The 26,701-nt window shown below is 34.5% G+C and carries 20 protein-coding genes; 2 read left to right on the top strand and 18 right to left on the bottom strand.

What is annotated here, in order from left to right; all coding sequences use genetic code 11:
* Positions 1–12: 12 nt before the first annotated feature.
* The 11 genes from ACTJJ9_RS08985 to ACTJJ9_RS08935 all read right to left on the bottom strand — a co-directional run bounded on the left by ACTJJ9_RS08985 (position 13) and on the right by ACTJJ9_RS08935 (position 15,574).
* Positions 13–663 carry a YesL family protein gene (locus ACTJJ9_RS08985; RefSeq protein WP_440768616.1) on the bottom strand — a complete coding sequence of 217 codons (651 nt, stop codon included), beginning with the start codon at positions 661–663 and terminating at the stop codon, positions 13–15.
* Positions 664–768: 105 nt separating this feature from the next.
* Positions 769–1,572, bottom strand: coding sequence for a polysaccharide deacetylase family protein (locus ACTJJ9_RS08980; RefSeq protein ID WP_440768615.1), 804 nt, complete (start codon positions 1,570–1,572; stop codon positions 769–771).
* Positions 1,573–1,591: 19 nt separating this feature from the next.
* On the bottom strand, positions 1,592–2,299 hold the full coding sequence (locus tag ACTJJ9_RS08975; protein ID WP_440768614.1) for a DUF1961 family protein: 708 nt from the start codon (positions 2,297–2,299) through the stop codon (positions 1,592–1,594).
* A gap of 149 nt (positions 2,300–2,448) precedes the next feature.
* A complete protein-coding gene (locus tag ACTJJ9_RS08970) occupies positions 2,449–4,800 on the bottom strand; it encodes a helix-turn-helix transcriptional regulator (RefSeq protein WP_440768613.1) in 2,352 nt (783 codons plus the stop codon).
* 272 nt (positions 4,801–5,072) lie between these two features.
* A complete protein-coding gene (locus tag ACTJJ9_RS08965; protein WP_145580884.1) occupies positions 5,073–5,957 on the bottom strand; it encodes a carbohydrate ABC transporter permease in 885 nt (294 codons plus the stop codon).
* 50 nt (positions 5,958–6,007) lie between these two features.
* Positions 6,008–6,901, bottom strand: coding sequence for an ABC transporter permease (locus tag ACTJJ9_RS08960; RefSeq protein ID WP_249921924.1), 894 nt, complete (start codon positions 6,899–6,901; stop codon positions 6,008–6,010).
* Between the two features lie 189 nt (positions 6,902–7,090).
* On the bottom strand, positions 7,091–8,572 hold the full coding sequence (locus tag ACTJJ9_RS08955; RefSeq protein ID WP_440768637.1) for an extracellular solute-binding protein: 1,482 nt from the start codon (positions 8,570–8,572) through the stop codon (positions 7,091–7,093).
* Positions 8,573–8,813: 241 nt separating this feature from the next.
* Positions 8,814–11,393: an exo-rhamnogalacturonan lyase family protein gene (locus ACTJJ9_RS08950; protein WP_440768612.1), complete on the bottom strand. Its 2,580-nt coding sequence runs from the start codon at positions 11,391–11,393 to the stop codon at positions 8,814–8,816.
* 180 nt (positions 11,394–11,573) lie between these two features.
* Positions 11,574–12,770 carry an oligogalacturonate lyase family protein gene (locus ACTJJ9_RS08945; RefSeq protein ID WP_095299033.1) on the bottom strand — a complete coding sequence of 399 codons (1,197 nt, stop codon included), beginning with the start codon at positions 12,768–12,770 and terminating at the stop codon, positions 11,574–11,576.
* Between the two features lie 150 nt (positions 12,771–12,920).
* Positions 12,921–14,738, bottom strand: a complete 1,818-nt coding sequence (locus tag ACTJJ9_RS08940; RefSeq protein ID WP_412964911.1) for a rhamnogalacturonan lyase — start codon at positions 14,736–14,738, stop codon at positions 12,921–12,923.
* Positions 14,739–14,941: 203 nt separating this feature from the next.
* Positions 14,942–15,574, bottom strand: a complete 633-nt coding sequence (locus ACTJJ9_RS08935) for a rhamnogalacturonan acetylesterase (RefSeq protein ID WP_412964909.1) — start codon at positions 15,572–15,574, stop codon at positions 14,942–14,944.
* 439 nt (positions 15,575–16,013) lie between these two features.
* Here ACTJJ9_RS08935 and ACTJJ9_RS08930 point away from each other — a divergent pair, with 439 nt between their 5' ends.
* A complete protein-coding gene (locus tag ACTJJ9_RS08930) occupies positions 16,014–16,523 on the top strand; it encodes a CBO0543 family protein (protein WP_095299035.1) in 510 nt (169 codons plus the stop codon).
* Between the two features lie 243 nt (positions 16,524–16,766).
* On the opposite strand, the gene ACTJJ9_RS08925 is transcribed toward ACTJJ9_RS08930, so the two are convergent.
* The 7 genes from ACTJJ9_RS08925 to ACTJJ9_RS08895 form a co-directional block, all read right to left on the bottom strand.
* The gene (locus tag ACTJJ9_RS08925) at positions 16,767–17,918 is read right to left on the bottom strand and encodes a mannitol-1-phosphate 5-dehydrogenase (protein ID WP_412965083.1); all 1,152 of its coding nucleotides are present in this window, start codon (positions 17,916–17,918) and stop codon (positions 16,767–16,769) included.
* A gap of 6 nt (positions 17,919–17,924) precedes the next feature.
* Entirely contained in the window at positions 17,925–20,012 is a 2,088-nt protein-coding gene (locus tag ACTJJ9_RS08920; protein ID WP_440768611.1) for a BglG family transcription antiterminator, read from the bottom strand.
* 73 nt (positions 20,013–20,085) lie between these two features.
* Entirely contained in the window at positions 20,086–21,996 is a 1,911-nt protein-coding gene (locus tag ACTJJ9_RS08915) for a PTS mannitol transporter subunit IICBA (protein ID WP_440768610.1), read from the bottom strand.
* Between the two features lie 551 nt (positions 21,997–22,547).
* Positions 22,548–23,042, bottom strand: coding sequence for a flavin reductase family protein (locus ACTJJ9_RS08910; protein WP_440768609.1), 495 nt, complete (start codon positions 23,040–23,042; stop codon positions 22,548–22,550).
* 181 nt (positions 23,043–23,223) lie between these two features.
* Positions 23,224–23,622, bottom strand: coding sequence for a VOC family protein (locus ACTJJ9_RS08905; RefSeq protein WP_095299042.1), 399 nt, complete (start codon positions 23,620–23,622; stop codon positions 23,224–23,226).
* Positions 23,615–24,397, bottom strand: coding sequence for a phosphosulfolactate synthase (locus tag ACTJJ9_RS08900; protein WP_095299044.1), 783 nt, complete (start codon positions 24,395–24,397; stop codon positions 23,615–23,617). Before ACTJJ9_RS08900 ends, ACTJJ9_RS08905 begins: the two co-directional genes overlap by 8 nt.
* Positions 24,394–25,089 (bottom strand): 2-phosphosulfolactate phosphatase, encoded by a 696-nt coding sequence (locus tag ACTJJ9_RS08895; RefSeq protein ID WP_440768608.1) that lies wholly within the window; start codon positions 25,087–25,089, stop codon positions 24,394–24,396. The genes ACTJJ9_RS08900 and ACTJJ9_RS08895 overlap by 4 nt, the downstream gene beginning before the upstream one ends.
* A gap of 360 nt (positions 25,090–25,449) precedes the next feature.
* On the opposite strand from ACTJJ9_RS08895, the gene ACTJJ9_RS08890 reads away from it, so the two are divergent.
* On the top strand, positions 25,450–26,619 hold the full coding sequence (locus ACTJJ9_RS08890; protein ID WP_440768607.1) for a trans-sulfuration enzyme family protein: 1,170 nt from the start codon (positions 25,450–25,452) through the stop codon (positions 26,617–26,619).
* Positions 26,620–26,701 lie beyond the last annotated feature (82 nt).

Here is a 26,701-nt window from a genome sequence, read left to right as displayed (position 1 = left end):
TAATTTTATCTTTTATTGGGCTTCTACTTGTTCAGCCTTCGTCAGAGTATACGATTCTTGTCTCTTTTCTATTTTAGAAAAAGCAAGTAACGCCGACCACATAACGATAAACGCAAGTGTGCTTGCACCGAAAAAAGGAAGTAATCCTGGAATTGCAGTCATTAGGAAGTAGATAGCAATAGCTCCAATTATCATCATGGTCGTTGAAAATGGTGACAACACCATTATAATAAACGAATTTTTTAAGGCCTGACCAATCTTTGTCTCATAATGAACAATAATTGGAAATGTATAACATGATGCTAGGAAAAAGCCGATTATTATAATGACTAGAGGGAAAGTAATAAGATTAATAATACTGTTTGCTTCCATTACAATTGATAAATCAACGTAAAGGATATAAGCAATTAATAATAGGAACAAGCCAATACAATTACTTTTAAAAAATTCTTTTTTATATACTGTAAAAAACGTTTTAAAGACAGGTATATCAACCTCACCGATAATCCATTTCCTTACAATAGTTAACATTGCAGTATATGCAGGAAAAAAACCAAATATAATAGCGCCCAATAAAGTAAAAACTATCCATAAGAAATTTATATAGGCAAGTTTCATAATCCATTCTGATATTTTATAAAAACCACCTGCAATCCCATTCAATAATGCCCCCTCCTTTTCAGTGTAGAAATCTAGTGCCTTAACCTCATATTCAGACTAGAAAGAGTTCAAAGCGTTATATCCTTGCATTTAATTGATTATAAGCTGCTAAACGACAAGGTCTGTTCTTGTTCCACCTTTTACTTCAATTAGCTTTTCATCGACATTTAGCCAAATTGATATAGCAGATGGATTAAAAACAAAGTGACTGTTAGCAGAGAACCTTAAAGATTGAAACGCCTTCATATAGTCCACGATCTCGATATTCGTTGCGTACCAAATATCATTCCTGCCACCAACCAAATGACAAAACTCTTCAATCAAGCCCCAATTTTCGTCTAAATCAAATTCGTAGCTATGTCCCCAAACATACATCATATATAAGTATTGTTTTTTGTGAAGATTTATAAATGTCTCAGCTAGCTCCAATAAATTACGCTTATGATGACATGTAGGATTCCATTCATAAAAATCATTTGGAATAGAAAATTGACCAGTTGAATGTACAGTTCTCCCGTATTCAATTCCTAAAAATGGAAGGATATCTTTGACAAGCTCGTTATATGAACCATTTGGATAAGAATGGCCTCTAACTGTATATTCAACAATGCTTTCAAATTTTTTACGATCATCCATAATTTCCTCAATTAATTGTTCTTTTGGTGAGCGAGCAATTGTCGGGTGAGTTTTCGTATGTGTTGCAATTTCATGGCCCTCATATATTTCCTTTATCTCATCCTCACGAATGCGATCATCAATTCCGAGAAGCCCAGAATTAAGATGGAATGTTCCTTTAATACCAAATTGATTAAAGATATTTACTAGTCGTTTGTCAGCTTCTTTGCCATCATCATAGCTCATTGTCAATACTTTATGTCTCCCCTTTGGAAACGCCAGCATTACTTTAGGCATTTAAAAACCTCCTATTTTGTTATGCTTCATCACTTTTCTCAACTGCTATTGCTTCAAACACCTTTAAATTTGCATAGGCTGCTTTCATTGGAGCCATTTGTCGAAAGCCAATTTTTCCGCTAGATAGAATTTCACCAAATTTCTTTCCGTCATCCTTCCATTGAAATATAGGTAATTGATTTATTGAAAAATGAACTTCACCATCATATTTTACGACTCTCATTTTATAAGGTGGGATCGCATCCTCAACTGGTGGTAGCGGATCAGCCCCCATTGCAACTAGATGAAAGCCATAGCTCTTTCTTAAATTACACGTTCTAAATGCTCGTTCCTCTTGATGTTTATGACGGAAATAAGATAAGTGCAATGCATTAATTGCTCCTGAATGGTATTCAGGATATTTTCCAGAACGTTTTGGAAGTCTTTCATCAAAAATATCCTCACCATTTCTCCCTGTAGCAGAGAAAAACAGCATACACAACCCTGGTTCCCTCACAGGGTAAAAATCCCATTCGATGCAAATTTTATCCGGAAAGGTTTTAGGACACCATAGCACCCAATGAGCGTTATCACCGAAAATTTCGGCATCCAATTTATTTTCAATATGGAGACGATTATCAATAAATTGAACATTTGCTTCTCCTTCAACAATCCAACCTTCAATATCACTAAAACTCGCTAATCGATTTTCGAATATGCATTTTCCGTTTATAAACTGAACAGCCAACTAAGTCACCCTCCCTATATCTTTCATATTGTTATAACTATATAAACCATCTGCCCATCTAGCAATGATACTTTCTTGTTCTGCCTTATTTTTGGATGTTTACTTTTTTGATAGATTCATACTTTTTTGCCATGAATGGTCTGAGTAGTTTATACACCATCTCTTTCTATAGGAATATACTCATTTTCCTGATTAATTTTGCGATATTGGCTAGGTGGTATCCCAATTTGCTTTTTAAAGATTCGATTAAAATAACTATGTCTATAACCGACACTCTCAGCAATTTCATTAATTTTCATATTTGAATGTATTAATAAATCCTTTGCCTTCTCGATTCTTAACTGTGTTAAATAATCGATAAAATTTATGCCAACAATTTGTTTAAATGCTTTACTTAATGAATATGGACTAGTTCCTACTTCTTCTGCACAGCTGTCCAATGATATATCTTTCATATAATTTTCTTGGATAATGATGATCACATTTTCAATGATTCTTTTTAATTCCATGTTCATTCGCCCTTCTAATCTATCGGAAAAAGGCTGAATGACTTGATAGAGAAACCAATCTACAATCTTTTCCATACTATAAATTTGCGAAAGTTCTTCATACATATCCTTTCCATTAAACAATTCATGTGGATGTATCCCAGAATGTAAGATTTCATGTTGAATACTACTATATAATTGACGTACACCTTGCTGAATATTTATTTCCGTTGAACCATTTTTCGATAGTTCCTCAATAAATTGATTAATTAACGACCTTATATCATGCTTTTGCCCCATCCTGATCGCTTGAATGATTTCTTTTTCAAGGGCAAACGGGTAAATAAACGTCTCGATATCACAAATCGACTCAAGTTTCTCTAAGTCTATTATTTGATTTTTATTTTCGAAAATTCTTAGACGTTTCCACTTTTCCATATGTTCAAATAGCGTATGGATTTTCTTAATTTGATTTGTTGGCTCACTAATCGTCACTGTTACTCTCATTTTTATAATTTGATTAATGGCATCAGTCACTTTATTAGCAAATATTACAACTTCTTCTTTAATCGTTTGTTCTGAAGGATACGAAATTAATAACCCTGCAGATAAATCCGCAATCATTATCACATGATACTCTTCGAACATCTCTTTCGCTAACTCATCCATAATATTTGAAGCTAAAAATGTTACTAAGCTTTCATCCTTTGTGGAAAATTGGTCTTCATTAGTAAATAATCCTGATAATTGAACATCAATAGCTAAAAAGCTCTGCCCCTCAACCTTCCATCCATAATGAATCATCCGTTTCTTTAAATCAGCTTCTTTATAATGTGAAAAATATCCTTGGACAAGCTGAAAGATAAAGCTTTTATTTATTTCCATAATTTGCTCAGATATTCGTGTTTGTAATGATTGGCTATGCTTTGATAATTCTTCCCATTGTTCTTCAATAAAAACAAATTCATCTTTCCCTAATGGTTTATACTTCACAAAAGTATGCTGAGCATTCTCACCTGATAGCTTTGTAATTAACTTACTTATCGGAGAATAAATTTTTCGGGAGGCAAGCCATGACATGATAAATGCTAATAATAGTGCAATTGCACTTATTATTAATATTGTTCGTGATACAATGACCAACGGTGCTGTTATTGTTGACATCGGTGCTGCAGACACATACATCCAAGGTGAATCTACCCTAGTTAAGTTTCCAACAGATACTGAGTATATAGTCTGATCATATTTAAATTGGAAAGAGCTTTTAAGATTTTTATTTTTTTCAACCTCATTCAGTAAAGCGCTTTCAAAATTTTTATCATCTTTGCTAGTCGATGACAAAATGAGTTGTTTCTCTTGATTTAAAAGAAACGATGCCCCTTCTCCATATGGTATTAACGTATTTAATAAATCCAACGCTTTTTCTTTATTTAGCTTGACAATAATAGAACCAAAAGAATTTTTGCTTCCAGCTGGCAAAGTTTGCACAAGGGATAAGGTAGTTTGATTATCTCCAGTTAAATCCCATTTTAGGTTTTTCCCATCTAAAATCTTCCTATACTCACTTATTTCTTTATTAGATAAAACATTATACTCACTATTAAATAGGATCGATTTTTCTCTATCTATATATAACTCAACCTCTTTTATTAATGGGTGTGTTCCTTGTAAACGAAGTAATGTTTTTGAAATATCATAGGTTTCAGAAAATTCCTTTACAAAATCCATATTTCTTAATGACTCACTAAAACGCGGCTCCATAGCCCAGCGAGTGATCGAATATTCAATATACTTAAATTGTTCATCTAAATTTTTTGCCCTTTGATTGATTTGCTCAACATGAAGGCTGCGAAGCTCATCCTCAACAGCAGCTACAGCAAACCAATAAATAAGCAACCCTGTAATTAATCCTGGAATACTTGCAATAAATAAGATGAGAATAAAATTCTTTTTATAATAGCTCCCATTCCATTTCCCCTTTCTCATTCTATTTATTACACCCTTTTTCCACATGAAAACCCCCCGTTTCATAAAAAAATTGCGTAAGGACCTTACCTTAAAAGAAAATAAGGATTTAGCTTATAAATGCACTTTCTTTCCTAGTATTAAAATTTCCCTTTTATTATGTCATAGAAAGTTTTTAATAAAAAGGGAAGATTCGAAAAATAACGATTATTTAATCTATCTCTACATCAACTTAGAAAAGGACAGGTTTTTCAGGTAAAAAATTACCATAATTTATCTGCCCTCTTTATCAGCTTATTATATAAGACCAAACATGCAGCTTATCCTTTAACTGAACCTAGTAACATTCCTTTAGCAAAATGCTTCTGTAAAAACGGATACACTATTAAAATTGGAACTGTAGCAATAACAACTACAGCTAATTTTAATGATTGCTCAGGTGGCTCAACATAATCTGCTCCCATTGATGCCCCATCACCGATCATCGATTGGGATAATAGGATAATTTGTTGAAGAAGAACCTGTACTGGCCATTTCGTACTGTCACTAATATAAAGTAAAGCACTGAAGAAATCATTCCAAATTGCTACCGCATAAAAAAGTGCAAATGTTGCCAATACTGGTTTAGAAAGTGGTAGCATAATTCTCCAAAATATGCCGAACTCCGTACAGCCATCGATTTTTGCTGACTCCTCCAACTCAACAGGGATGTTTTGGAAGAAGGTTTTTACAATAATAAGATTAAAAGGGTTGATGGCTATAGGTAGAATCAATGCCCAATATGAATCAAGTAAACCTAATGCCTTTACAACTAAATAAGTCGGAATCATCCCTCCACTAAATAGCATTGAAAACACAATAATATTCATAAAAAAGCTTCTACCCATTAAATGTTTTCTGGAAAGTGGATATGCCATTGTAAAAGTAAAAAGCAGACAAACTAATGTTCCAATAAAGGTTACACCAATTGATACGAGGATACTTCTTGTAAATGTGTCTGTTGAAAATATATATTTATAGGATTCTAAAGAGAAGGTTTCCGGAAATATGAAGAAACTTCTTCTCGTTAATTCTGCTTCAGTAGCAAATGATCCTGCAATTACATATAAAAATGGACATACCATTAATAGTGCAATACCGCCAAGAAAGACAAAATTGAATACATCGAATACTCTTCCAGCAGGGGTATTATGCATTTTTGGCATTGCCATATATGAACACCTCCTAATATTTACACATGCAACAATGGTTTCTTTTAAAAAATACCGTCCTGCCCCATTTTCTTAGCTAATTTATTAGCACCTAGAACGAGGATTATCCCAACGATAGATTTAAATAAACCAACAGCTGTACTATAGCTATATGCACCTTGTGTGATACCAACAAAGTACACATATGTATCAAATACATCTGCAACACTGCGGTTCAACGAATTTGACATTAAGAAGATTTGTTGGAATCCGGTATCCAAAAAATTTCCAAGACGTAAAATAAGCAGAACAATAATAGTACTTCTAACGGCTGGGAGTGTTACATGCCATAATCTACGAAATCTACCTGCACCATCAACAATTGCCGCTTCATACTGCTCTTGATCAACAGTTGCTAACGCAGCTAAAAAAATAACTGTCCCCCACCCTGTTTCCTTCCAAATGATTTGTCCCATAATTAACGGTCTAAACCATTCTGGAGATGAGAGGAAATTTATTTCCTTTCCAGTAAAAAATGAAACAATTTCATTGACTACACCACCGCTAGTCGTAAAGAAAATATAAGTAATACTTGCGATAATTACCCAGGACATAAAATGAGGTACATAAATAAATGTTTGTACCGTTCTTTTATACACATTAATTCTTAATTCATTTAGCATAAGCGCTAATATGATTGGTGCTGGGAAAAAGAATACTAAATCCAATACAGCTAAAATAAATGTATTTTTCAGCAAGCGAAAAAAATCAGGGTTTTGAAAAAAGTCCTTAAAGTTTTCAAAGCCTACCCACTCACTCCCAAATACCCCTTTAAAGGGTGAGTAATCTTGAAAAGCAATGACAACTCCCCACATTGGAGCATATTTAAAAATAAGAAAATATAATAAACCGGGAACGAGTAATAAATAGAGCCAGCGATCTCGTTTTAACCGTTGCATCCACGTAATATTTGAGACTAGCTTTTCACCTTGTAGTTGTGACGCTTGATATTCAGGTTTCACCGTTTTTAAAGATGCCACTTTCTCTCCCTTCCTTCCTATGAAGTCCATTTTGAATTCGATATGTTACCTATTTTTTGAGTTTACAAGACGAGAATGACCTCGCCTTGTAAACGTGCAATCTCGCTATTATTTTTGTGACTCTTTGTATAATTTATTGATTTCCTCAATATAGTCGTTCCCACCTGTTGATTTCCAGAGCTCAATTGCTTCGTTAAAGCCTGCCTCATCAATTTGTCCAACAATAAATTTAATTCTTGCATCGTTTATAATATTATCTAATTGCTGCCCTTTTTGAGCATATACCTCTGAAATCAATGCTTCAGCTGGATTTGGTACAACAATTTCTTCATTCGCAAGTTTTACTTCTTCCTCTTTTTGAATCAATGGTGTTTTCTCCTCCGTTAGAAAACGGTCTTCCGGAATACCTGTTTGAAATTGGTTTAAATCTGTATATTCATTAATTAGTGCTTCATTATTGTTTGTAAGGACTGTAAATTTTCCATCCTTCATTTCATAATGACGACCTTCTAAACCGTTGTAAGCAAGAATTTGTGCTTCCTTCTCACTCATCTTATCAATAAACGTAAGGACTCTTTTTAAGTCTTCCTCTGTTTTTACACTCGATTTCGGAATTGCTAACATGCCAGAATAACCAGATGTCGGTAAGTTAAACATTCCTTTTGGACCTTCAACTGCACCAAACACATCTATTGGCTCTTTTAAGTTAGGATCAGCAGCTAACATATCTTCTTCAGCCCGATGTGCACGGTCAACAACATCAACGATTACACCTGCTTCATGATTAAGCAGAGGATCTCCCCATTTTTGCGGATCCATAACAGCAAAATCCTCATTAATTAGACCTTCATCATATAGCTTTTTAAAGAATTTCAATGCTTCCATATATTCTTTTGTCATAAAGTCTGGCTGTAAATTTCCATTATCATCCTCTCCCCACTTATTTGGTGCACCAAACCATGTTTGCATAACATCAAATGGTCCGGTATATTTTGAAATCACCATTCCATAAGTATCATCCTTACCATCTCCGTCAGGGTCTTGCTCTGTGAACGCTTTCAATACGTTGTAAAATTCATCAATTGTTTTCGGAGTTTCCAATCCTAAATTTCCCAGCCAATCCTTCCTAATTATCACACCATTTCGTCCCAAAGGTCTGGCACGATAAATACCATATATTTTCCCATCGATTGAACTATTATTTAACGTGATTTCATTTGTTTGACTTAAATTAGGATAATCCTTTAAATATGGTCCAAGCTCCCAGAATGCGTCATCCCTAACTGCACTTAAAAAACTTGGTATTTTAGTTGGAATCATCATAATATGCGGTAAATCACCTGAAGCAAGTGTAATATTTAACTTATCCTGGTAAGCACTATCTAGTACCCAATTCATTTTAATATCTGTATCTGTAAACTTTTCAAGTTCCTTCAATACTGGACTATCATCACTTGGTGGCTCAGGAGAATACGCGGTAGTCATAATTGTTATTTGGTTTTTCGAACTACTTTTCCCTTCATCAGAACTAGCTTTGTCTGAATTACTACATGCAGCTAAAGATGATGCGATCAGCATTGTTGACAACATCGGTACGACAATTTTTTTTGATAATGACTTTTTTGCCTTTTTCAATTTTATTCCCCCTAAAATTGTTCGTTCTCTTAAATCAACCATTTTCGTTAACACTCATTTATGTTGGTTCACACATTGTAAGCGGTTGATTCTCCTTTCACATTAAGCCGCGCAAAATTTTCTGACAATTATATTTTTTTGTCGTTTGTCTATCCCACGTTAAACTTGAGATTTTGCACTATTTATGACATTTTTGTCATAGTAATAATTTTTTGCTCTTATCATTTGGAAGGTATTCACCTATTAGCTCTAATGCGATTATTGTGTTCAAACACCATTGTGAGGTTGTATTTGTCGTAATATCGGCAACCTCTGTTAACGTTCTCCAGGTTTTTACCTTTTTCGTTTCAATCGGCAAACACATCTCACTTATTTCATTGTCTAGTAATAGATTCCAGGCAGTTTCTGCAAGGTTCTGATCTTTTTTCTTAGCAGCTGCATAAGCAACCATACCGGCAGCAAGCATAGGTAAGCTAAAAAGTTTGTCGTGTAGGATCCCATTACTTTGTAATAACTTTTCTTCATTTGAAAGAACATAAAATTCACCAAACTCAATAAGCATATTTTCAAACTCAGCATCCTCGAGCTCTTGAGCAATTTCTATCCAAGCTCGTGGAGCACCAAAGGCAATTACCATATGGTAGGCTCCTTTTCCATCCCCGATATGAATTAATTCGTTTGTCTCTGGTTCATAACCAAAGGTCGGACCTGAAAGAAGTCGTAAAGGTAGTGTTTTTAACCCGCTGATCCCTTTGATGATTTTTTGCAGGTACTGTTTGTCCTGTGTTCTTTCCCATTCAGTGAACCAGTTTGAACAAAACGCTGCCCAATCAGGACCGATTCGAGCATGTGTCTTTTGCCCGTCTTTCGAATAAAACTCTCGCATTGGATCTAAATGTCCTATCGTCTTATCAGCATCTTTCACTTCATGTAAAAGGTCACCTGTCCGTTCATCTGTTGTTAAATAATAATAAATCTTATGGAGCCCTGCCATACTAATTCTTGCCTCTTTACATCCACAACCCCAATGTACAACATTATGCCTTGAGCCAAGTCCAGCATATTCTCCAAAATGATAACAGTCTACCTCACTCGTATGCCTAGTCATTGCCTCTGCCATAATAAATATATCTTCACGACCTGAGCGTAAAAATGCGTACCATAGCCAAATATTAGGGACTAACTCCGTATTTTGCCATGCATACCCACCGAAGTCATACCGCCAATGATGTCGAACAGGGTCATAAGTATGCATGACATCCCCATAATGCCAATAGCCATACCATCTTCGTTGGTCAATTTCATTTTTATAAAAGCTAACAGCTTCATTAAGCTGAGCTTCTAATTTTGCTTTGACAGGATGAGTTGTATCAGGCAATCCCCATATACCAAGAGCTTTTGTCTTATAGTAATAATCAGGCTCGCAAACTAATAAAAGAGGAGACTGCCAATCATTCATTCTATCGATTAATTCCTCCTTTGTTGGTGGCTGAAAAAACCATTGTAGAAATGCTTCACTCGTATTAGAAATCCCAGTAGGTGTCGCCCGCATCTCATCAAAGCCTTCATATGCGCTTTCTACATGTGCCTTCGTATCATAATGTCGTAAATCCATCGCTTCTACATCTGGTGACCAAAACCATAATCTAATTTTCGGGTGTTCGGTAGATAATCCCGCTACCTCTAGTGATGATGGATGCTTCTGCCAAAAATTCTTTATTCCGCAACAAATCCCACCATTTATTCCACCTATATATACAAATCCCTTTGCTCGCGTTCCATGTGTTGCTTCTATCCATGAACATTGTTCATTCGTTCGTTTCTTTATTTTGTAATGATCTGCTGAATCTTGTGTTAATTTAAAATCATTCCATATCGGATTTTGTTCAACAAGATTGAGTAACTCACCATTTTCCGTTTGATTAATCTGGACTATTTCCCCAGAAATTTGTTTATCATATAGCCCTTCCGCATTTCCAAGTCGTCTCGATAATAGTAGCTGTGATGGTTCGGTATATAGCCCTTCATCCCCTCCAAAATGAATATGTCGATTCCAGTCTTCTCCTTTAACAATTGTTGACACTTCGATCCCAATTCCTTTAATATAATCTGCTTGTGGGTCACCATCATAAAAAAACGTATGGACAACATTCATCGATGTAGTTCCAGCATAATAATAAAGCCTTAACTGAAAAGGAAGTACAGATTGTCGTTTCTGGAAATCTTCGACATAATGGTAGCCTGTAATTTTGATAACTGCTTTTACAGGTCCTTTTTGTTCTATTTCAACATGTTGAATCTCACTTTCTAAAGGAACTTCCCTCCGGATGTTCACTTTCTTTTGATTTTCCCGAAATTCCTTCATAGCTATTAGCTTTATATCGTTACTAACTAGCTTTCTTTCATGATAGATTTCTTCAATTATATTAGTACCTTGCTTATTTATATGGATTTGTAGCAATCCAGTATTGACGACAACTTGCTCCCCTTTCTCTTCGACATAAACTATTGTATTTAATTTCTTATTCTCACCAATTGTTAATTCAAAAGTGTCTTCATTCGAGTCTATCACAGCACTATGCCCTGTCCATTTTACACTGCCATCTGACCAGTATGCTGTCGGCCAGCTTTGCAGAGGGATTTTTTCACCATGTTTAGTTTCTAAACAAATAGAGTCCTCAAGATAAAGCTTTCCCTTTTCCCATGGTACTCCCCATGATACACCCGCTATCCCTTTAGGAATCGATTTTAACCACTTTAACTTCAATACAGCCACATCCTTTCAATCCTCTATTACATTCAACAACTATTATTCTTTATGGTGATTTTTCAAACAACACGAAAAATTTGTTTTATACGTATTTTCACTTAGATTTTTTTGCACAGATCTTCATGTTTTGAATCAAAAATTAAAAAGCCTAAGCTACAAACCAATTAAGCTTAGGCAATAGTTTCATTATTTAACTAAAAGCTTATCCTCATTAAGAAGAGGTAAAGTTTCAAAAATTGGCACCTCAGCTAGGTAAACATTTCCATACCCATCACGATCACTCGTAAAAAGGATATTTTTCTTATCTGGACTAAAGCATGGATGAACGTGGATTTGTTGTATATGGAAACTGCTACGATGTTTACAAAGAACTCTTGGCCCTTCAAGTACGCCATTAATCTTTTTCCAGAGAAATAAACAATCTTGATAAAATTCACCATGATAAGCTGTTGTTTGCTGCCCGTCACCAACTATAAATTCCGTATCCTTTGAATGAATATGCATGTTTTGATACGGAAAATCAAACTCTTCCTTTTCCGTATTATCATACTTAATAGAACCTAAAAATTTACCATCCTTCCGTTCTAACGTCTGTGTAAAACCATGATAACCAATTGTCATACCATCTGCATGCCAATACTCATGACCAGCAAATTTCATATCTCCATCTGTAGCAACTTTCCACTTTTCTCCATTTTCTATATCAAGAACCCATATGCGATGGTCAACGATATCCCAAGGTCCTTCATGACAAAACGTAAGAATGTTTGGCTTTGTTGGCGAGGCATTAACATGGCCAATCCAACGATGTTCCTCATGAACTACCTTCACCTCTCCTGTTTTTAGATTTAACAGACAGATTTTGCTTAATGGTCTTGCAGCTTCCATTTCCGTAAAACCTACATACCCACCAGATAGATTACTATTAATCGAGGTTGTTAAATCCTCAGTTAACCCAAAGCATAGTAGGGTTCCATCTGCCGTACAGCTTAAATTGCTGAATTTAAAACCATTTGGTAGTTGGAATAATACTTGCTCATCATAAGATTTTAGATCGATCGCGATTATAAATGTGTCAACAATAAAATAGGCTTCTAACTTAGTAGGATTGATAAACGTTCCTTGAATTCCTGGTTTTTGCTCTCGATTAAAATCAGTTAATTGCGTTATCTCTCCGCTGTTTAAATCAATACTATATAAATTTGTACAATTGTTTCGGTCAGAGCCAAATAATAATTTGCTGTTATTTTCATACCAACCATTATTCGTAAAATAAAGATGATAGCTATGTGCAAAGTAATCTGTCAATTGCGTTATTTTCACATTTGTTAACGGATCTCTGTATATCTTTCGTTCTGCTTTCGACTTTGTCCCCTTTGCCAAGAATATTCCCCCGTTCCATTTCAGTTAATATTAATGAAATATTTAGGACCTAAAATTCAAATAGTGATAAAATACTTCAACATATTTCGTTTAAAACATATCATGTGTTATTACTTGAAAGCTGTAAGGGACTTACTTTTCAAACACCTGCTATTTCTTTACGATTGACTTAGATGTTTTCACTTCATATATCGGTTTATAGAGTGGGAGTTCCATTCCATGTCCTATAAAAAAGCTTGGATGTGGTGGTTGGTTATAAGCTGTGTTTTGCCATGCAATAGCTACTCGATACATCGGGTCATGCATCAATGTTCTTATGCAATAATCAGTCATGTCAACTGTTGTATAAATCCGTAATGCGCTGCTGTCATCTGTTCGCCAAATGACTTCCTCTCGCCAATCACCAAATAAATCCGCTTGAAGACACGGGTTTCCTTTTGTGCCATTATTCGAACGCGTTCCTTTAGCTGTTAATAGATTGATAAGTTCTCCTTTTTTATAATCCCATTTATCAATTTTCCCAATTCCAATACCAGTTTCCTCATCATACTCATGATCTAGGAGCTCCCTTAATAAATCACCATCCCACCAAATCGCGAAGTTAAAGGATTGCGGGGTATTTTCTGTGATGCGATCACCACTACTACTATAAAGACCATCTCCTCCTGTTTTCCAATGCGTTGATGACCAAACTTCAACACCTTCATAACGAGGATCGATATCTGCAGCCATTCCCCTTCCGACATCACCGGTTGATGGTAATCCCCATAAAATTTCACCAGTTCGAGCATCATGAATTTCAGTTCCATAATTTGAAGGAACTTCATGCACTTGAAACACCTCTAATCCTGAACGACTAGGGATTAAGTTTCCGACATGCATCGCATCCCCATGTCCCAAGCCAGTAGAATATAACCCTTTTCCATCATGATCAATGACAGCTGATCCATAAATGATTTCGTCTTTACCATCTTGATCAACGTCAGCAACACTCACACTATGATTTCCTTGCCCTGCATAATGACTGTTACCAGAATCTTGACTATCAAACTTCCAAACCTTCTCTAGCTTACCCTCCCGATAGTTATAAGCAACAAGGACAGATCGCGTGTAATAACCACGACACATAACTAAGCTTGGACGAACACCATCTAAATAAGCTACACACGCAAGAAAGCGATCGACTCGATTCCCTTCATTATCACCCCAATCAGCCCCATTTCCTCTTGGTGGATCATAATCTGTTGTTACGATTTCTTTCCCTGTTTCTCCATCAAAAATCGTTAAAAACTCGGGGCCTTCTAAAATAAAGCCTTCGGAATTTCGGTAATCTGCTAAACCATCCCCAATGATTTGACCAGTACCATCGATTGTTCCATCGGCGGTTTTACATGCAATTTCTGCTTTTCCATCTCCATCAAGGTCATATACCATAAATTGAGTATAATGTGCTCCTGCTCGTATATTCCTACCTAAATCAATTCTCCATAAATGAGTTCCATTCAATTTATAAGCGTCTAAATAAACATTACCTGTATAGCCTTTATGTGCATTATCCTTCGAATTAGACGGATCCCATTTTAAAATAATTTCATATTCCCCATCACCATCAATATCACCCAAACTCGCATCATTCGCACTATATGTATAGGATACACCGTCAGGAGTGAGCCCATCTTTCGGCTTTTGCAAAGGCACTGTTAAATAATTTTGTTCCCATACATGAACACTCTCAGATATTGATATCTCTTTTTCGTTTACTACTCCACTTACCGAATAAGTAGAATCGATTGAACCGTTTTCATCAAGAAAATTCGTACTTTGACAAATTGCCATTTCATTTAATTTCTCACCATCTCGATATACATAAAAACCAATTTGTTCATTGTCACTTCCTAGAAGTCTCCAGCCGATGTAAACACCTCTTTCCACTTTAATAGCAATTAATCCACGATTAAGAAATTCCATTTGCCTAGGAATTATTTTGTCACTCATATACTAACCTCCTATGAATTTTAATAAGCTTCCATTGTTGATGAGTGTACGAAATGAGGACGCTCTAGAGGAACCGTCTCCAGAAATCGTTTTCAAATTAATCATTTCTTAAATATATGGAAGACACGTTTGATTTCCTTTTAAATAAGCTTTCACCTTTATAATCGATTTATCTTTTAATTGCATTCCTTTATTAATTGTTGAAACCCTTTTGCAACTATTTTTGCAATTTCATTTGCACCTTTTTTTGTAAAATGGGTGAAATCTGTATGATTAATTGAAGCCATAAACAATTGAAAAGTAGCCTCATACCCAATCGTTTCATAAAAAAGCAAACTTTCACTCATTAAATCAATTAATGGAACATCCTTTTCTACTGCAACTTCCCGCAATGCTTGACAATATTCAGAGAAATCATTTTTATAGTTTCCATCTTCAACATTCAATCTTGCAACTGGTGTTATGAGTATTGGAATAGCAGAGATATGTCTCGCACTGTCGATATACTTGAGAATGTAGTCTTTATATGTTGTCATCGGATCTGTATAACGTTCTGGTCTGTTTTTTGTAGCGTCATTATGCCCCATTTGAATGAACAGATAGTCATTCTTTGACATATTTTTAAGCATATTATCCAGTCTACCTTCTTCAATAAATGTTTTAGAGCTTCTTCCGCCAATCGCATTATTAAATACGTTTATTTCGTTTGGCAAATGATTTTCGAGAAATTCTCCCCATCCACCTTGAAGTTCGTCTTTCTTATATGTCTGGACGGTAGAATCACCTGCAAGAAATATGTTGATTGGCATCTCCATTTACTTGTTCACTCCTTTTTAAGATTCTAATCTAATCTTAAAACAAGGAAATATAATCACCTATTAGACATTTTTGATATTATTGCTCTAGATGCTATACATTTTTTGCAAGGAGTAAGACTTTTTTGCAATTGTGGAACTTGAAATGAAATTAAGGGGTTATATTCTTGTAACTTTATATCTTGGCTAAGTTGAAGATGAATATTGATTGTAACGTTTACCACGAAACTCCTGCTTAGATAACCGTGTTAATGGGAGAATCCACAGGCTCTAAACCCGAGGAGACTTACCATTCAGTGCTGAAAGCAACAACAAAGTTTAACAAAGTCTTTATCTTAAACGCGTTTTCTAACAATATTTGGATTTTTTTAGATGACTTGTGGAATACTCATAAGGGATAAGTAAAAATGATGACATTTAAAAGAGGCGTGCCATGTATTTACTATTTATAATCATAGTTCTTTTTATATTATCTTTTCTTTATGTTGATTTTGAAACATTTAAGGGATATTATCCGACCATACAAATTTTTATTATCTTTAATCTTCTTTATAACTTTATTTTTTATCAGCATACCTTATGGTCTTATGCACCTGAAACACCTTGGTTAAATCATACATTTCTTGAAATCATCTATTCTTTTATTATTATTCCGCTAATGATTATCGTGTATCTTCGCTTTTTTCCCTCTGGTTGGAAAGGAGCTATTTATATAGTTGTATGGATATTTGCTTTTTGGCTAATTGAATTCGATTTTAGTCATCGAGGAAAATTTCATTATGACAATAACTGGAATATATGGTGGTCACTTGGATTTAACTTTATCATGTTTCCTTTTTTACGCTTACATTCAAAAAGACCTTTTTTAGCAATCCTTCTTTCCATCCCAATTATTTTTATTTTATTATGTTTTTTTCATCCTTTATTTAAAGAATTAAAATAGGGAATCTTCTATAAATATGCTTAATATTTACCTACCTCACTTATCTAAGCATGTGTCTCGCAATTAGCTGCAAACAACCTTTAGAAAATCATGCAAAATCAACAATCATTAAGAAAAGAGCCTATGCATTTAATCCATATTCTAGATTAGACGAAAAACAGAAATTGCTTAGTTCCCTTTATAACGCGAATATGATTGCATAAAAAAAGTCGAGAACGAAAAGATTCGCACCCGACTTTTTTATTATTTTACTTCTTGTTGCAACTTTTCATACTGATTAATAACTTCTTTCGTTACTTCGCTATTCTCCTCTAATTTACTGATTTCTTTTAACACATTCATTACACCATTTTCCTTAATCATCGCTTGAAGCTTTTGTGCTTCTTCATCCTCGTTGAAATCAAATAAAAGTGCAGCAGCAATTGCCTTAGCTAGGTTTGAATACGATAAACCAGCTTTTTGTGCTTCTGTTGCAGGGCGAACTAATCTGTCCTCTGGTCCAAGCTTCCGGATTGGCCCACGGGCTACACGTGTAACAGCATCATTTAAATAAGGATTTTTAAAGCGTTCAAGGATTTTGTTAATATATTTCGTATGCTCCGCTTCATCTAATCCGTATTGCTTAATTAAATATGCTCCTGTTTCCTTCAATGTTTCTTGAACTTGTTTCGCAATTTTTTCATCTGCCAATGTTTGATCGATTGTTGATTTACCACTTAAATACCCTAAATAAGCAATTACAGCATGACCAGTATTGACAGTAAACAATTTTCTTTCAATATATGGAGCTAAATCTTCAACAATTTTCATTCCTTGAACTTCTGGAATTATTTCACTCGTTTCAACAACCCACTCATAATATGTCTCAACTAAAACATCTAGAGAACCTTTATTATCTTGAATTGGGACTATACGGTCTACAGCCGAATTAAAGAAATAGACTCGACCGTCTAATTTCCCTTTTGTTTCATCATCTAAATGTTCGAGGATATGGTTTCTTAATATATCAGTTGCACCAATTTGATTTTCACAAGCAATGACATATAGTTTTTCATTTTGACTATTCACGCGTTCCTTCAATCCACGTGCAATTAATGGGGCAATTCTTGGTAATATATTCGGACCAATTGCAGTTGTAAGATATGTTGCTTGTTGAATTGCTTCAACAACCTCATTTTCTTGAGTCATATTATTTAGACCAGAGACATTATTTATTTTTGTAGTTTCACCTTTATCTGTTGCTAACTTCACTTGATAGCTCTTTTCTTCGTTTAACTGGTTAATAATTTGTTCAGCAATATCAACGAATGTAACATGATAGCCAGATTGAGAAAATAGCGCTCCTATAAAACCTCTACCAATATTTCCTGCTCCAAAATGAACCGTTTTCTTCATTTAAAATCATTCCTTTATCAAATTAGTTTGTAAATACTCTAAAAATACATCTTCTATCTTCTTCCGAATCAAATCCTCATTGGATGATGAGAATATCATCATTGCTATATCATTTTCAATTAAACTTGTACTAATCAAGCTAAGGATTTCTTGCTCTCGTACAGTTAAGCTTGATGGAGCAAGCATTAATAATAAATTTTTCATTTGGATTTGTTTTCCATCCATCCCTCTCACAATACATGGTTCCTCTAAATGGGAAATTTGAAAAATCAATTGATTAATATGCTCATCCCGACAATGAAAAAGTGCCATATTTGTGTTAGGAATACCTAGTCCACCTTTTTGTTCCCGAGCTTTGAGACTACGATAAACACTTTGTGCATCTGTTACGATATTATCCTGAACCGTATACTCAATCATTTTTTCTAATATTTGAAAATGATCGTTTCCTTTATTCATCCGATAAACTCGAAAATTATTAAGGATTTCTTCCATACTAGTTTGCACGTCTTTTATTTCCTGTAAGAGCTCTTTAAAACTAAGCGTTGAACTGCTCGTTACAATTTCCTTGTGATGAATTTGTTGCTCATAGTCTCTTACTTTTGTTATTTTCTTTATACTCTGTTTCAAAAAGCTATGGATTTTATCAATATCCTCATCATTCAATAATGGTGTGACTAAAATATAGTCCAAGTCTGCGTACGGAAGCCTAACAGTTGAAATAATGAGATCATAGTCTTTTGGATTTGCTTTTTCAAAATCCTTTATCGATTTGATTTCAATCGAATAGATTTCACTAATTTCCTTTTTAATCCGACTTGCAAGCATTTTTGAAGTGCCAATTCCTGTAGGACAAACAACAACTGCATGGATATTAACTTTTTCTTCACTCATTAATAAGGCAGATCCAAAATGAAGAACGATAAAAGCAACTTCATCATCAGGAAAAGTAATATCTTTGAAAATTTTTTCTAAGCTTTCCTTAACAGCCATAAATAAAACAGGATATTTATGTTTAATTTCTCCTGTCAATGGGTTGAATAAACCCATTTGTTGCTTTAAACGAAAAATGGATGGTTCCATATGGGCAAGAAGCCCTTGAAATAGCGAAAAATCCTTTGTCAAGTCAATATTTAACTGTGAAGAAACATCTTGAATTAAGTGTTTAATAAATTTCCCTAGTAAAATGCTGTCATAATCAATCTTATCAGCATCATGTAGCTTTGATCCTTTCAAAACAACTGTTAAAAACTGAAGGTCTTGCTCTTTTAAGGTAATATTCAATTCTTTTTCAAGCTGCTCACATAATTTTTGAATTAACTGAAATTCTGTAGAAAATCGATTTGAATCATTGCCTTCCTCTTGAATAAGAAACTTATTCTCTGTCCGTTGCAAAGTGATGCATGTATGTATAATAAGTCCAATATAATCATGATCAGCTAGCCTTGTTTGACGATGATTAATATACTTATTAATTAACTCTTCGACAAGCACTAAATATTTTGGTGAAAAATACCCGAGTACAGGACCCTTCACCATATTTCCCATTTGTAATAAGTATAAGCTTTCAATGATTTCCTCATGAAAATGAACGATAAAATAATTTGCTAGTGCTTTTCTTTTATTCGTTTCATGTCCATGAATTTCAACACCGACACCTTTTTTTCTTGTAAGAGTAATATTAAATTGATTTAACCAGTGTGTTAAATCATCTAAATATGCGGTAATTGTTGTGATGCTGACACCTAACTGCTTCGATAAAACTTGAATTTTAAATGATTCACCTTCATGAAAAAGCTTAATAAGTAATTGAAGCTTTCGTTCCTTTGGCGTTTCATCCGTAGGGTTCACATCGATTAAGTTTTGAATGAGCTTGTATATATGCTCATTTTTCCCATTAATAATCAGACCATCATCACTTGTTCGCTTAAGCTCTAATTCAAAATGCTTTAAAATTTTTTCAACCGATTTCAAATCCCGTTGAACCGTCCTAACACTAACATTTAAATACGCTGAAAGGGAATGTACCGTATGCTTTCCTGCTGTCTTTACAATCAAGTCGATAATGGATTTTTCCCTTGATGTAATATACATATCATCCTCTCATTTCTTTAAAGAGAAATAGCAGAATAGAAAGATAGGATTCCCCATCTTTCTATTCCGTGTTTTATTTACTGTTGATGATAGCCAATAATTCTTTCGTTGTTTTCGCTTGAACTAATTGTTCCACATTTTTCTCATCAGAACAAATAACTGCGATACCTGATAGAATTTCTAAATGCGTACCATCTTTTCCAGCTATCCCAAAAATAAGTTTTGCTTTTTCTCCGTCGAAATCAACACCATTTGGGACTTGAATAACGGTAAAGCCAGAACGGATGACTGCTTTTTTCGCTTCTTCTGTACCATGAGGAATAGCTACACTATTTCCCATATATGTGGAGGTTAAATTTTCACGGTCAATCATCGCATCGACATAACTTTCTTCCACATATCCAGCTTTAACTAATGCATTACCTGCAAAGCGGATTGCTTCTTCCTTTGTAGCAAATTCTTGATTTAGATAGATGTTTTCTTCTAATAATAAATCGTCATTATCATGATTATGATCTACTTCACTCACATTTTGCTGTGAATCTTCAACAATTTCTGTTAAAGGTTCAGATACACCGTTTTGTAAGCTATAAATAAGCTTGTCATATTCTGGGCTTGATAAGAAATTATCAACTGAAATGTGATAAGCATCTGGTAGTTTTGCTTTTGCACGTGGTGTTAACTCTTCCTGTGTTATGACAATTTGTGCATCACTTTGTAAATTACTGATAGCTGAATTTGTTACATGAACATCCAAGCCAGCTTCCTTAACTTTCTTACGTAGTAATGATGCCCCCATAGCACTTGAACCCATACCAGCGTCACATGCGAAAACGATTTTTTTCACATTTTCAGGTAAGACACCTTGCTTATTGCTAAACGTATTAGCAACAGAGCTTTTCTTTCCTTTCATTTCTTGCATTTTTTTCGCTGCTTCTTCGATATTTTCATCCTGCTGTTTACTTGTTTTTAACACTAAGCTAGAAATTACAAATGAAACGATTGTTGCGACAATTACAGCTGCAAAGTTAGCAATATATGCACTTGCTTGAGGAGGAGTAACAGCTGCAATCGCAAGAATACTACCTGGAGATGCAGGTGAAGCTAATCCCCCACCAAGTAGGACTAACGTAAATACTCCACTCATTCCCCCTAATATTACAGCAAAGAACAACATTGGTTTCATTAATACGTATGGGAAGTAAATTTCATGAATTCCCCCAAAGAAGTGGATAATTCCAGCTCCTGGTGCAGATTGCTTTGCAGTGCCTTTTCCGAATAAAGTAAAGGCTAATAGTATACCAAGACCTGGTCCTGGATTTGCTTCAAGTAAGAACAAGATTGATTTACCAGTATCTTGTACTTGTTCTAAACCGATTGGTGAAAGCACACCATGATTAATTGCATTATTTAAAAATAAAATTTTCGCTGGTTCAATTAGAATGCTTGTTAATGGTAATAAACCAGTATCAATTAACCAGTCAACACCTGATACAAGTATTTGCGTAAATCCATCTACTGCTGGTCCAATTGCTAAAAATGATAAAATTGCAAGGATTGCACCGAGAATACCAGCAGAAAAATTGTTTACGAGCATTTCAAAGCCAGATTTAATTTTTCCTTCAATTGCTTGGTCGAACTTTTTAATGACATAACCACCAAGCGGACCCATAATCATCGCACCTAAAAACATTGGTGTATCAGGTGCACCAATTATTACCCCCATCGTTGCAATGGCACCAACGACACCACCACGTTGATCATGTACTAATTTACCACCTGTATAACCAATTAATAATGGTAATAAATACGTCACCATTGGGCTAACTAATTTGGCAAGGCTTTCATTCGGGAAGAAGCCTGTTGGTATAAATAAAGCCGTAATTAACCCCCACGCAATAAAAGCGCCGATATTTGGTAAAACCATTGAGCTTAAAAAGTTACCAAATTTCTGGACTTTCACTTTTATATTAGATTGAGCCATCATAACTCTTCCTTTCTTTAAAAAAGATAAAAATCATCTTATCACATCATAAGATAGAGAAATCCTTAATTCAAGATTATCGAAAACTAACTTTGTCGCACTTAGTATGACAAAGTTATCTTTTCTCAATATGAAGTTCTTCATTCCTTTTAATATTTGTTATTAGAAGTTAAAATTTAGCCTTCCTTTTTAAGAAGGCTCATATCTAAAATATTGTTGTCATTTATACAATACTTTGCAATGGTTAATAGAGCGTATATGTGAGATTCCAATGGGTGTGTAAAAGTAGTAGACATGTGTTTGTACTGAACCAGTTGCACACTATTCATACAGCAAAAACGAGCACTGCATGAGGAAACAAATAAAAAACAACCAAAGTTTACAAAAATAGCTTTTGATAATATATAAATAATAGAATAGAATGCAAAACTTTTATATTTTCATTAGCAAAAAAGACTGCCAAAACATATATGACAGTCTTTAAAAGATTTTAATCATTTCCATTATATAGGCATTGTAATAAAGTGAATTTTAACATTCCATTATTAACATCAATCATAAAAAGATGTAGGAATTTTTCCAAATCGTCTTTTATGATATAAAAGTGGTTCTTTCATCTCTGACTGAATATCAATAATCTCTCCGATTAAAATTGTATGATCACCTGCATCAACTGTTTTAAATGTCTTACATTGTAATACACTTGAGACATCCTCAATAATCGGCAATTTATTATTAGATAATTTCCATTTACAATTTGCAAATCGATCGATACCTTTCGAGGCAAAAAGTGAACAAATATCACCTTGGTTTTCAGCAAGAATATGTACAGCAAATTTGTCTGTGCTAATAAACTCTTCATACGTAGAGACTCTCTTATCAATTGACCATAAAATAAGTAAAGGAGCAAGTGAAACAGATGCAAATGAATTCACAGTTAACCCAATTGGAGCGCCTTCCTTCGTAACAGTAGTTACAACTGTTACACCTGTAGGATAGTTTCCCATTACTTGTTTAAAAAGCTCACTATTTTTTCCCGTTTCCATTGAACCACACCTTTCTATTACTCATTGTTCAGTAGCCCGATATTTTGTTAGCTTCATAAGCTTTATTATACCATAAGGAACAGCATGCACTTGTTCTATTTATATTCAATCATCATCATAAAAAGGCACAACTTTAACCGATGTTATGCCTTCATTAATATAGGTTTAATAGTTATTAATGTTAATAGGCCATTTCTGGATCGTGATAATATTTAAATTCCAGTAAATTATTTGCTGGATCGATAAGGAAAAACGTAATATGCTCTTCTCTTTTCCCTGCAAAACGAATCATTTTTTCTTGAAAAAAAGGCAACTCCTGACTTATTGCTTCATTTAATACTTGATCAAATTCAGAACGTTCTAAAAAAGTGATCCCAAAATGACGTGGATACATTTTCGGTGAAGGATCAATCGAATTAGGGTTTAAATGACAAACGACTTGATCCCCATAAAAATTAAATGTAACTCTGTCATCATATCTTCTTGCAAGCTTACAGCCTAACTTTTCATAAAATTCCACTGTTTCATCAAGGTCCTTACAAGGAATCGCAAGGTGAAACACTTTATTTGTATCACGCATGATTTGTCTCCTCCTCAAGAATATGAAATGTATCTGAACGTAACCCTAGCCTAAGTGTTTCTAATGAAATGCAATCTGAAAATGCTATATTGGCAAGGTTAACATTTGAGCCAACCATCTTAATAAAAGCAGTTTGAAGCTTCTTATTTGGGGCTTCAAAAATAATAGATTGCAAGTCTAGTCCTGAGCAGATAATTCTATCAACTAACTCCAATCTAAGGTCCCCATTTGCTTGACATACACCACTAGTACCACTTTCTCTTGCTTCTGTTATCACTTTTGTTGCCCCAGCTTCCAAATCCTCAGTGATCCATTCAACCCAATTCATTGAATTATCTACTTCATCAACGATGCTGATTTTACTCCCTACCTCACTAAAAACGGTAAACTCCTTTGAAAACTCTCTTATATAGCTTGCTTTTTCTTTATTTGTTATAGCTAAAGTCCCATTGGAAATTTCCACATATTCGCATTGAAATCTTCTACAATAATCGTAATAATCAGCAATTTTTCCTTGGGATAGAAATTTTTCAAATAATGTTCCACCGAAGAAGTAGCGTATCCCATTCTCATTTAAACTTGCTATCTTTTCATCTAATTGACTCGAAATGACCGAGGTTCCCCATCCGAATTTCACAAAATCAATATATTGACGAGAGCTATGAACCGTATCCTGGAAAAGCTGAAATGGGATTCCATTATCAATTAATATAGTCAGCCCATGATTTCGAGGTTTTTCCTCTCTTTTCGGTAAATGTAAGCCTGTTTGGTTCATATAAAAAACCTCTCGATTGTTGGGATTTTTCCTGTCTTATTAACTTTCATGACAAACTCCCCTTTCAGTTCTTTAACACAATATTTCAAATCATCAGCGTTAAATTCTGGTTGGCTTGCGTCAAAAAATTTTTCAGCTACATGAGAGTTTATTATTCGTTCAACAACCTCTTTTTCATCCATCACATCATTACCATCCAATATACCTTTCATATACTCGGCACAAGCCAAATCATCATCACCAGTAGGATGTGATGCAACTATATGGACATGACATTCCCGTTCTGCTTGATCTATCTGCTTTTTTAAATAAGTCGCGGTCGTTCTAGCATTTGAAAATCCCGTTACATAAAGGTCTTTCGCTTGAAGAGAATTTAATGTTGCCTTCACTCCATTTGTCGTCTTTTGGACAAGTGTTTTTCCTTCAACTTTTGCATGACATATATGAGCAGGAGAATTATCTAGTTCAAATCCACAAATCGGTAATCCCTTTATTTCACCTGCTAATACTAGATTTGGGTTTTGATTTTTTAAGTGGAACGCTTCATCAACAGTTGCCACAAGCAAAATCTTTTCCACACCTTTAAGAAATGCATAGTGTGCAACTGTAAATGCACGAATAACGTCGATGACGACTGTGATGTCTGATTCACGTAAAAGCATGTCATTCCCTTGATAAATCTTTATTGGCATCATTTTTCCCCCAATGGTATTAGCATCGATGCTGACAATTATGTGTCAAAAAAAGTATATTCACCCAGCCATTTTATGTGCCTAATCATCGGAAATATTTATTCATTTCCATATCCTCTCTTTTAAAATAAGTTTTGGCTTATTTAGAAGGAATAACAAAGCACTCCTTAAATAATGGTTGTGCCACATACAGTAAATAATACAAAGGCATTGCCTATCCTCTGTTACGAAAGTCCTCTCAAATTTGTTGTAAAATATCAATTTACTTCTTAAACGTCTAAATTAAAAGCCAATCTGAATAATGTAAACAGAAAAAACAAAAGGTAATGCGTAAAGACAAATAAATGGAGATAATTTCAGATGGAAAGAGAAAATATTCTTAACAGTGATCATAATATTTGCTTACACGTTGATTCTGAAAGCTTTGCTGGAGCGATCATTCCACCTATTTATGGCAATAGTTTATTTACATTTAACTCTTATGAGGACTACGTACTAGGAGAAACAAATCAACAGAACAAATGTGTATATTGGCGAGGTACAAATCCAACAGTTGAAATAGCTGAAAAGAAATTAGCTGCATTGGAACGAGGGGACACATGTAAATGCTTCGCTTCTGGAATGGCTGCTATAACTGCAGCTATTTTTAATAGTGTAAAAAGTGGTGATCATGTACTAAGTGTGGGGAATATATATCAATCTACCGATGAATTGCTTAATTATTTGCAAAAGTTCGGAGTAGAGCATTCCACTGTATTTTCGGTTCATATAGATGACATTCGAAATGCAATTCGACCAAATACAAGCCTCATATATATTGAATGTCCAACAGATATGAACCTGCAACTTGTTCCATTAAAAAAACTGGCTTCCCTTGCAAAAGACAATGGAATCCGAACAATTGTAGATAATACGTGGGCAACACCACTCTTTCAAAAACCACTAATCTACGGAATTGATATTGTCGTCCACTCCGCTTCAAAATATTTAGGAGGTCATAGTGATTTAGTAGGTGGTGCTATAATTACAAGTACAGAAATTATGAAAACTCTATTCAAAAAAGAGTATTTATTATTTGGAAGCTCGATGGGTCCTTATGAGGCATCTCTACTTTTACGTGGATTGCAAACATTGCCAATTCGAATGAAGGCACTTCAAGACTCCACAATGAAAATCGCACAATTTCTTGATAAACATCCTGCTATAAAACGAGTTCATTATCCTGGCCTTGGACAAAAGCAATTTTCTAATGAAACGAAACATCAACTTACTGGATTCTCTAGCTTACTTACTTTTGAATTAAAAAAAGCTGATCATAATGCTGTAATATCAGTAATAAATAAAGTAAAAGTGTTTAAAATTGGGGTATCATGGGGTGGACTTGAAAGTTTAATCATCACACCGAATCTCGGACATAATGAAGAGGAGTTAAAAAAGAAAAACATCAACCCGTATATTATTAGACTTTCAATAGGAATGGAACCTTCCGAGGATCTTATTAATGATTTAAGGAATGCTTTGGGGCAATAACCGAAATAGAAAATTTGGCTGTCTCAATGACGAATTTTAGGTGCTTTGAACAAAAGCAAATCTTGTAGAGACAGCCAGTTTT

The sequence above is a fragment of the Metabacillus sp. 22489 genome (assembly GCF_052044855.1).
Taxonomy (GTDB): Bacteria; Bacillota; Bacilli; order Bacillales; family Bacillaceae; genus Metabacillus; species Metabacillus niabensis.
This window is presented reverse-complemented; position numbering and strand designations above follow the sequence as displayed.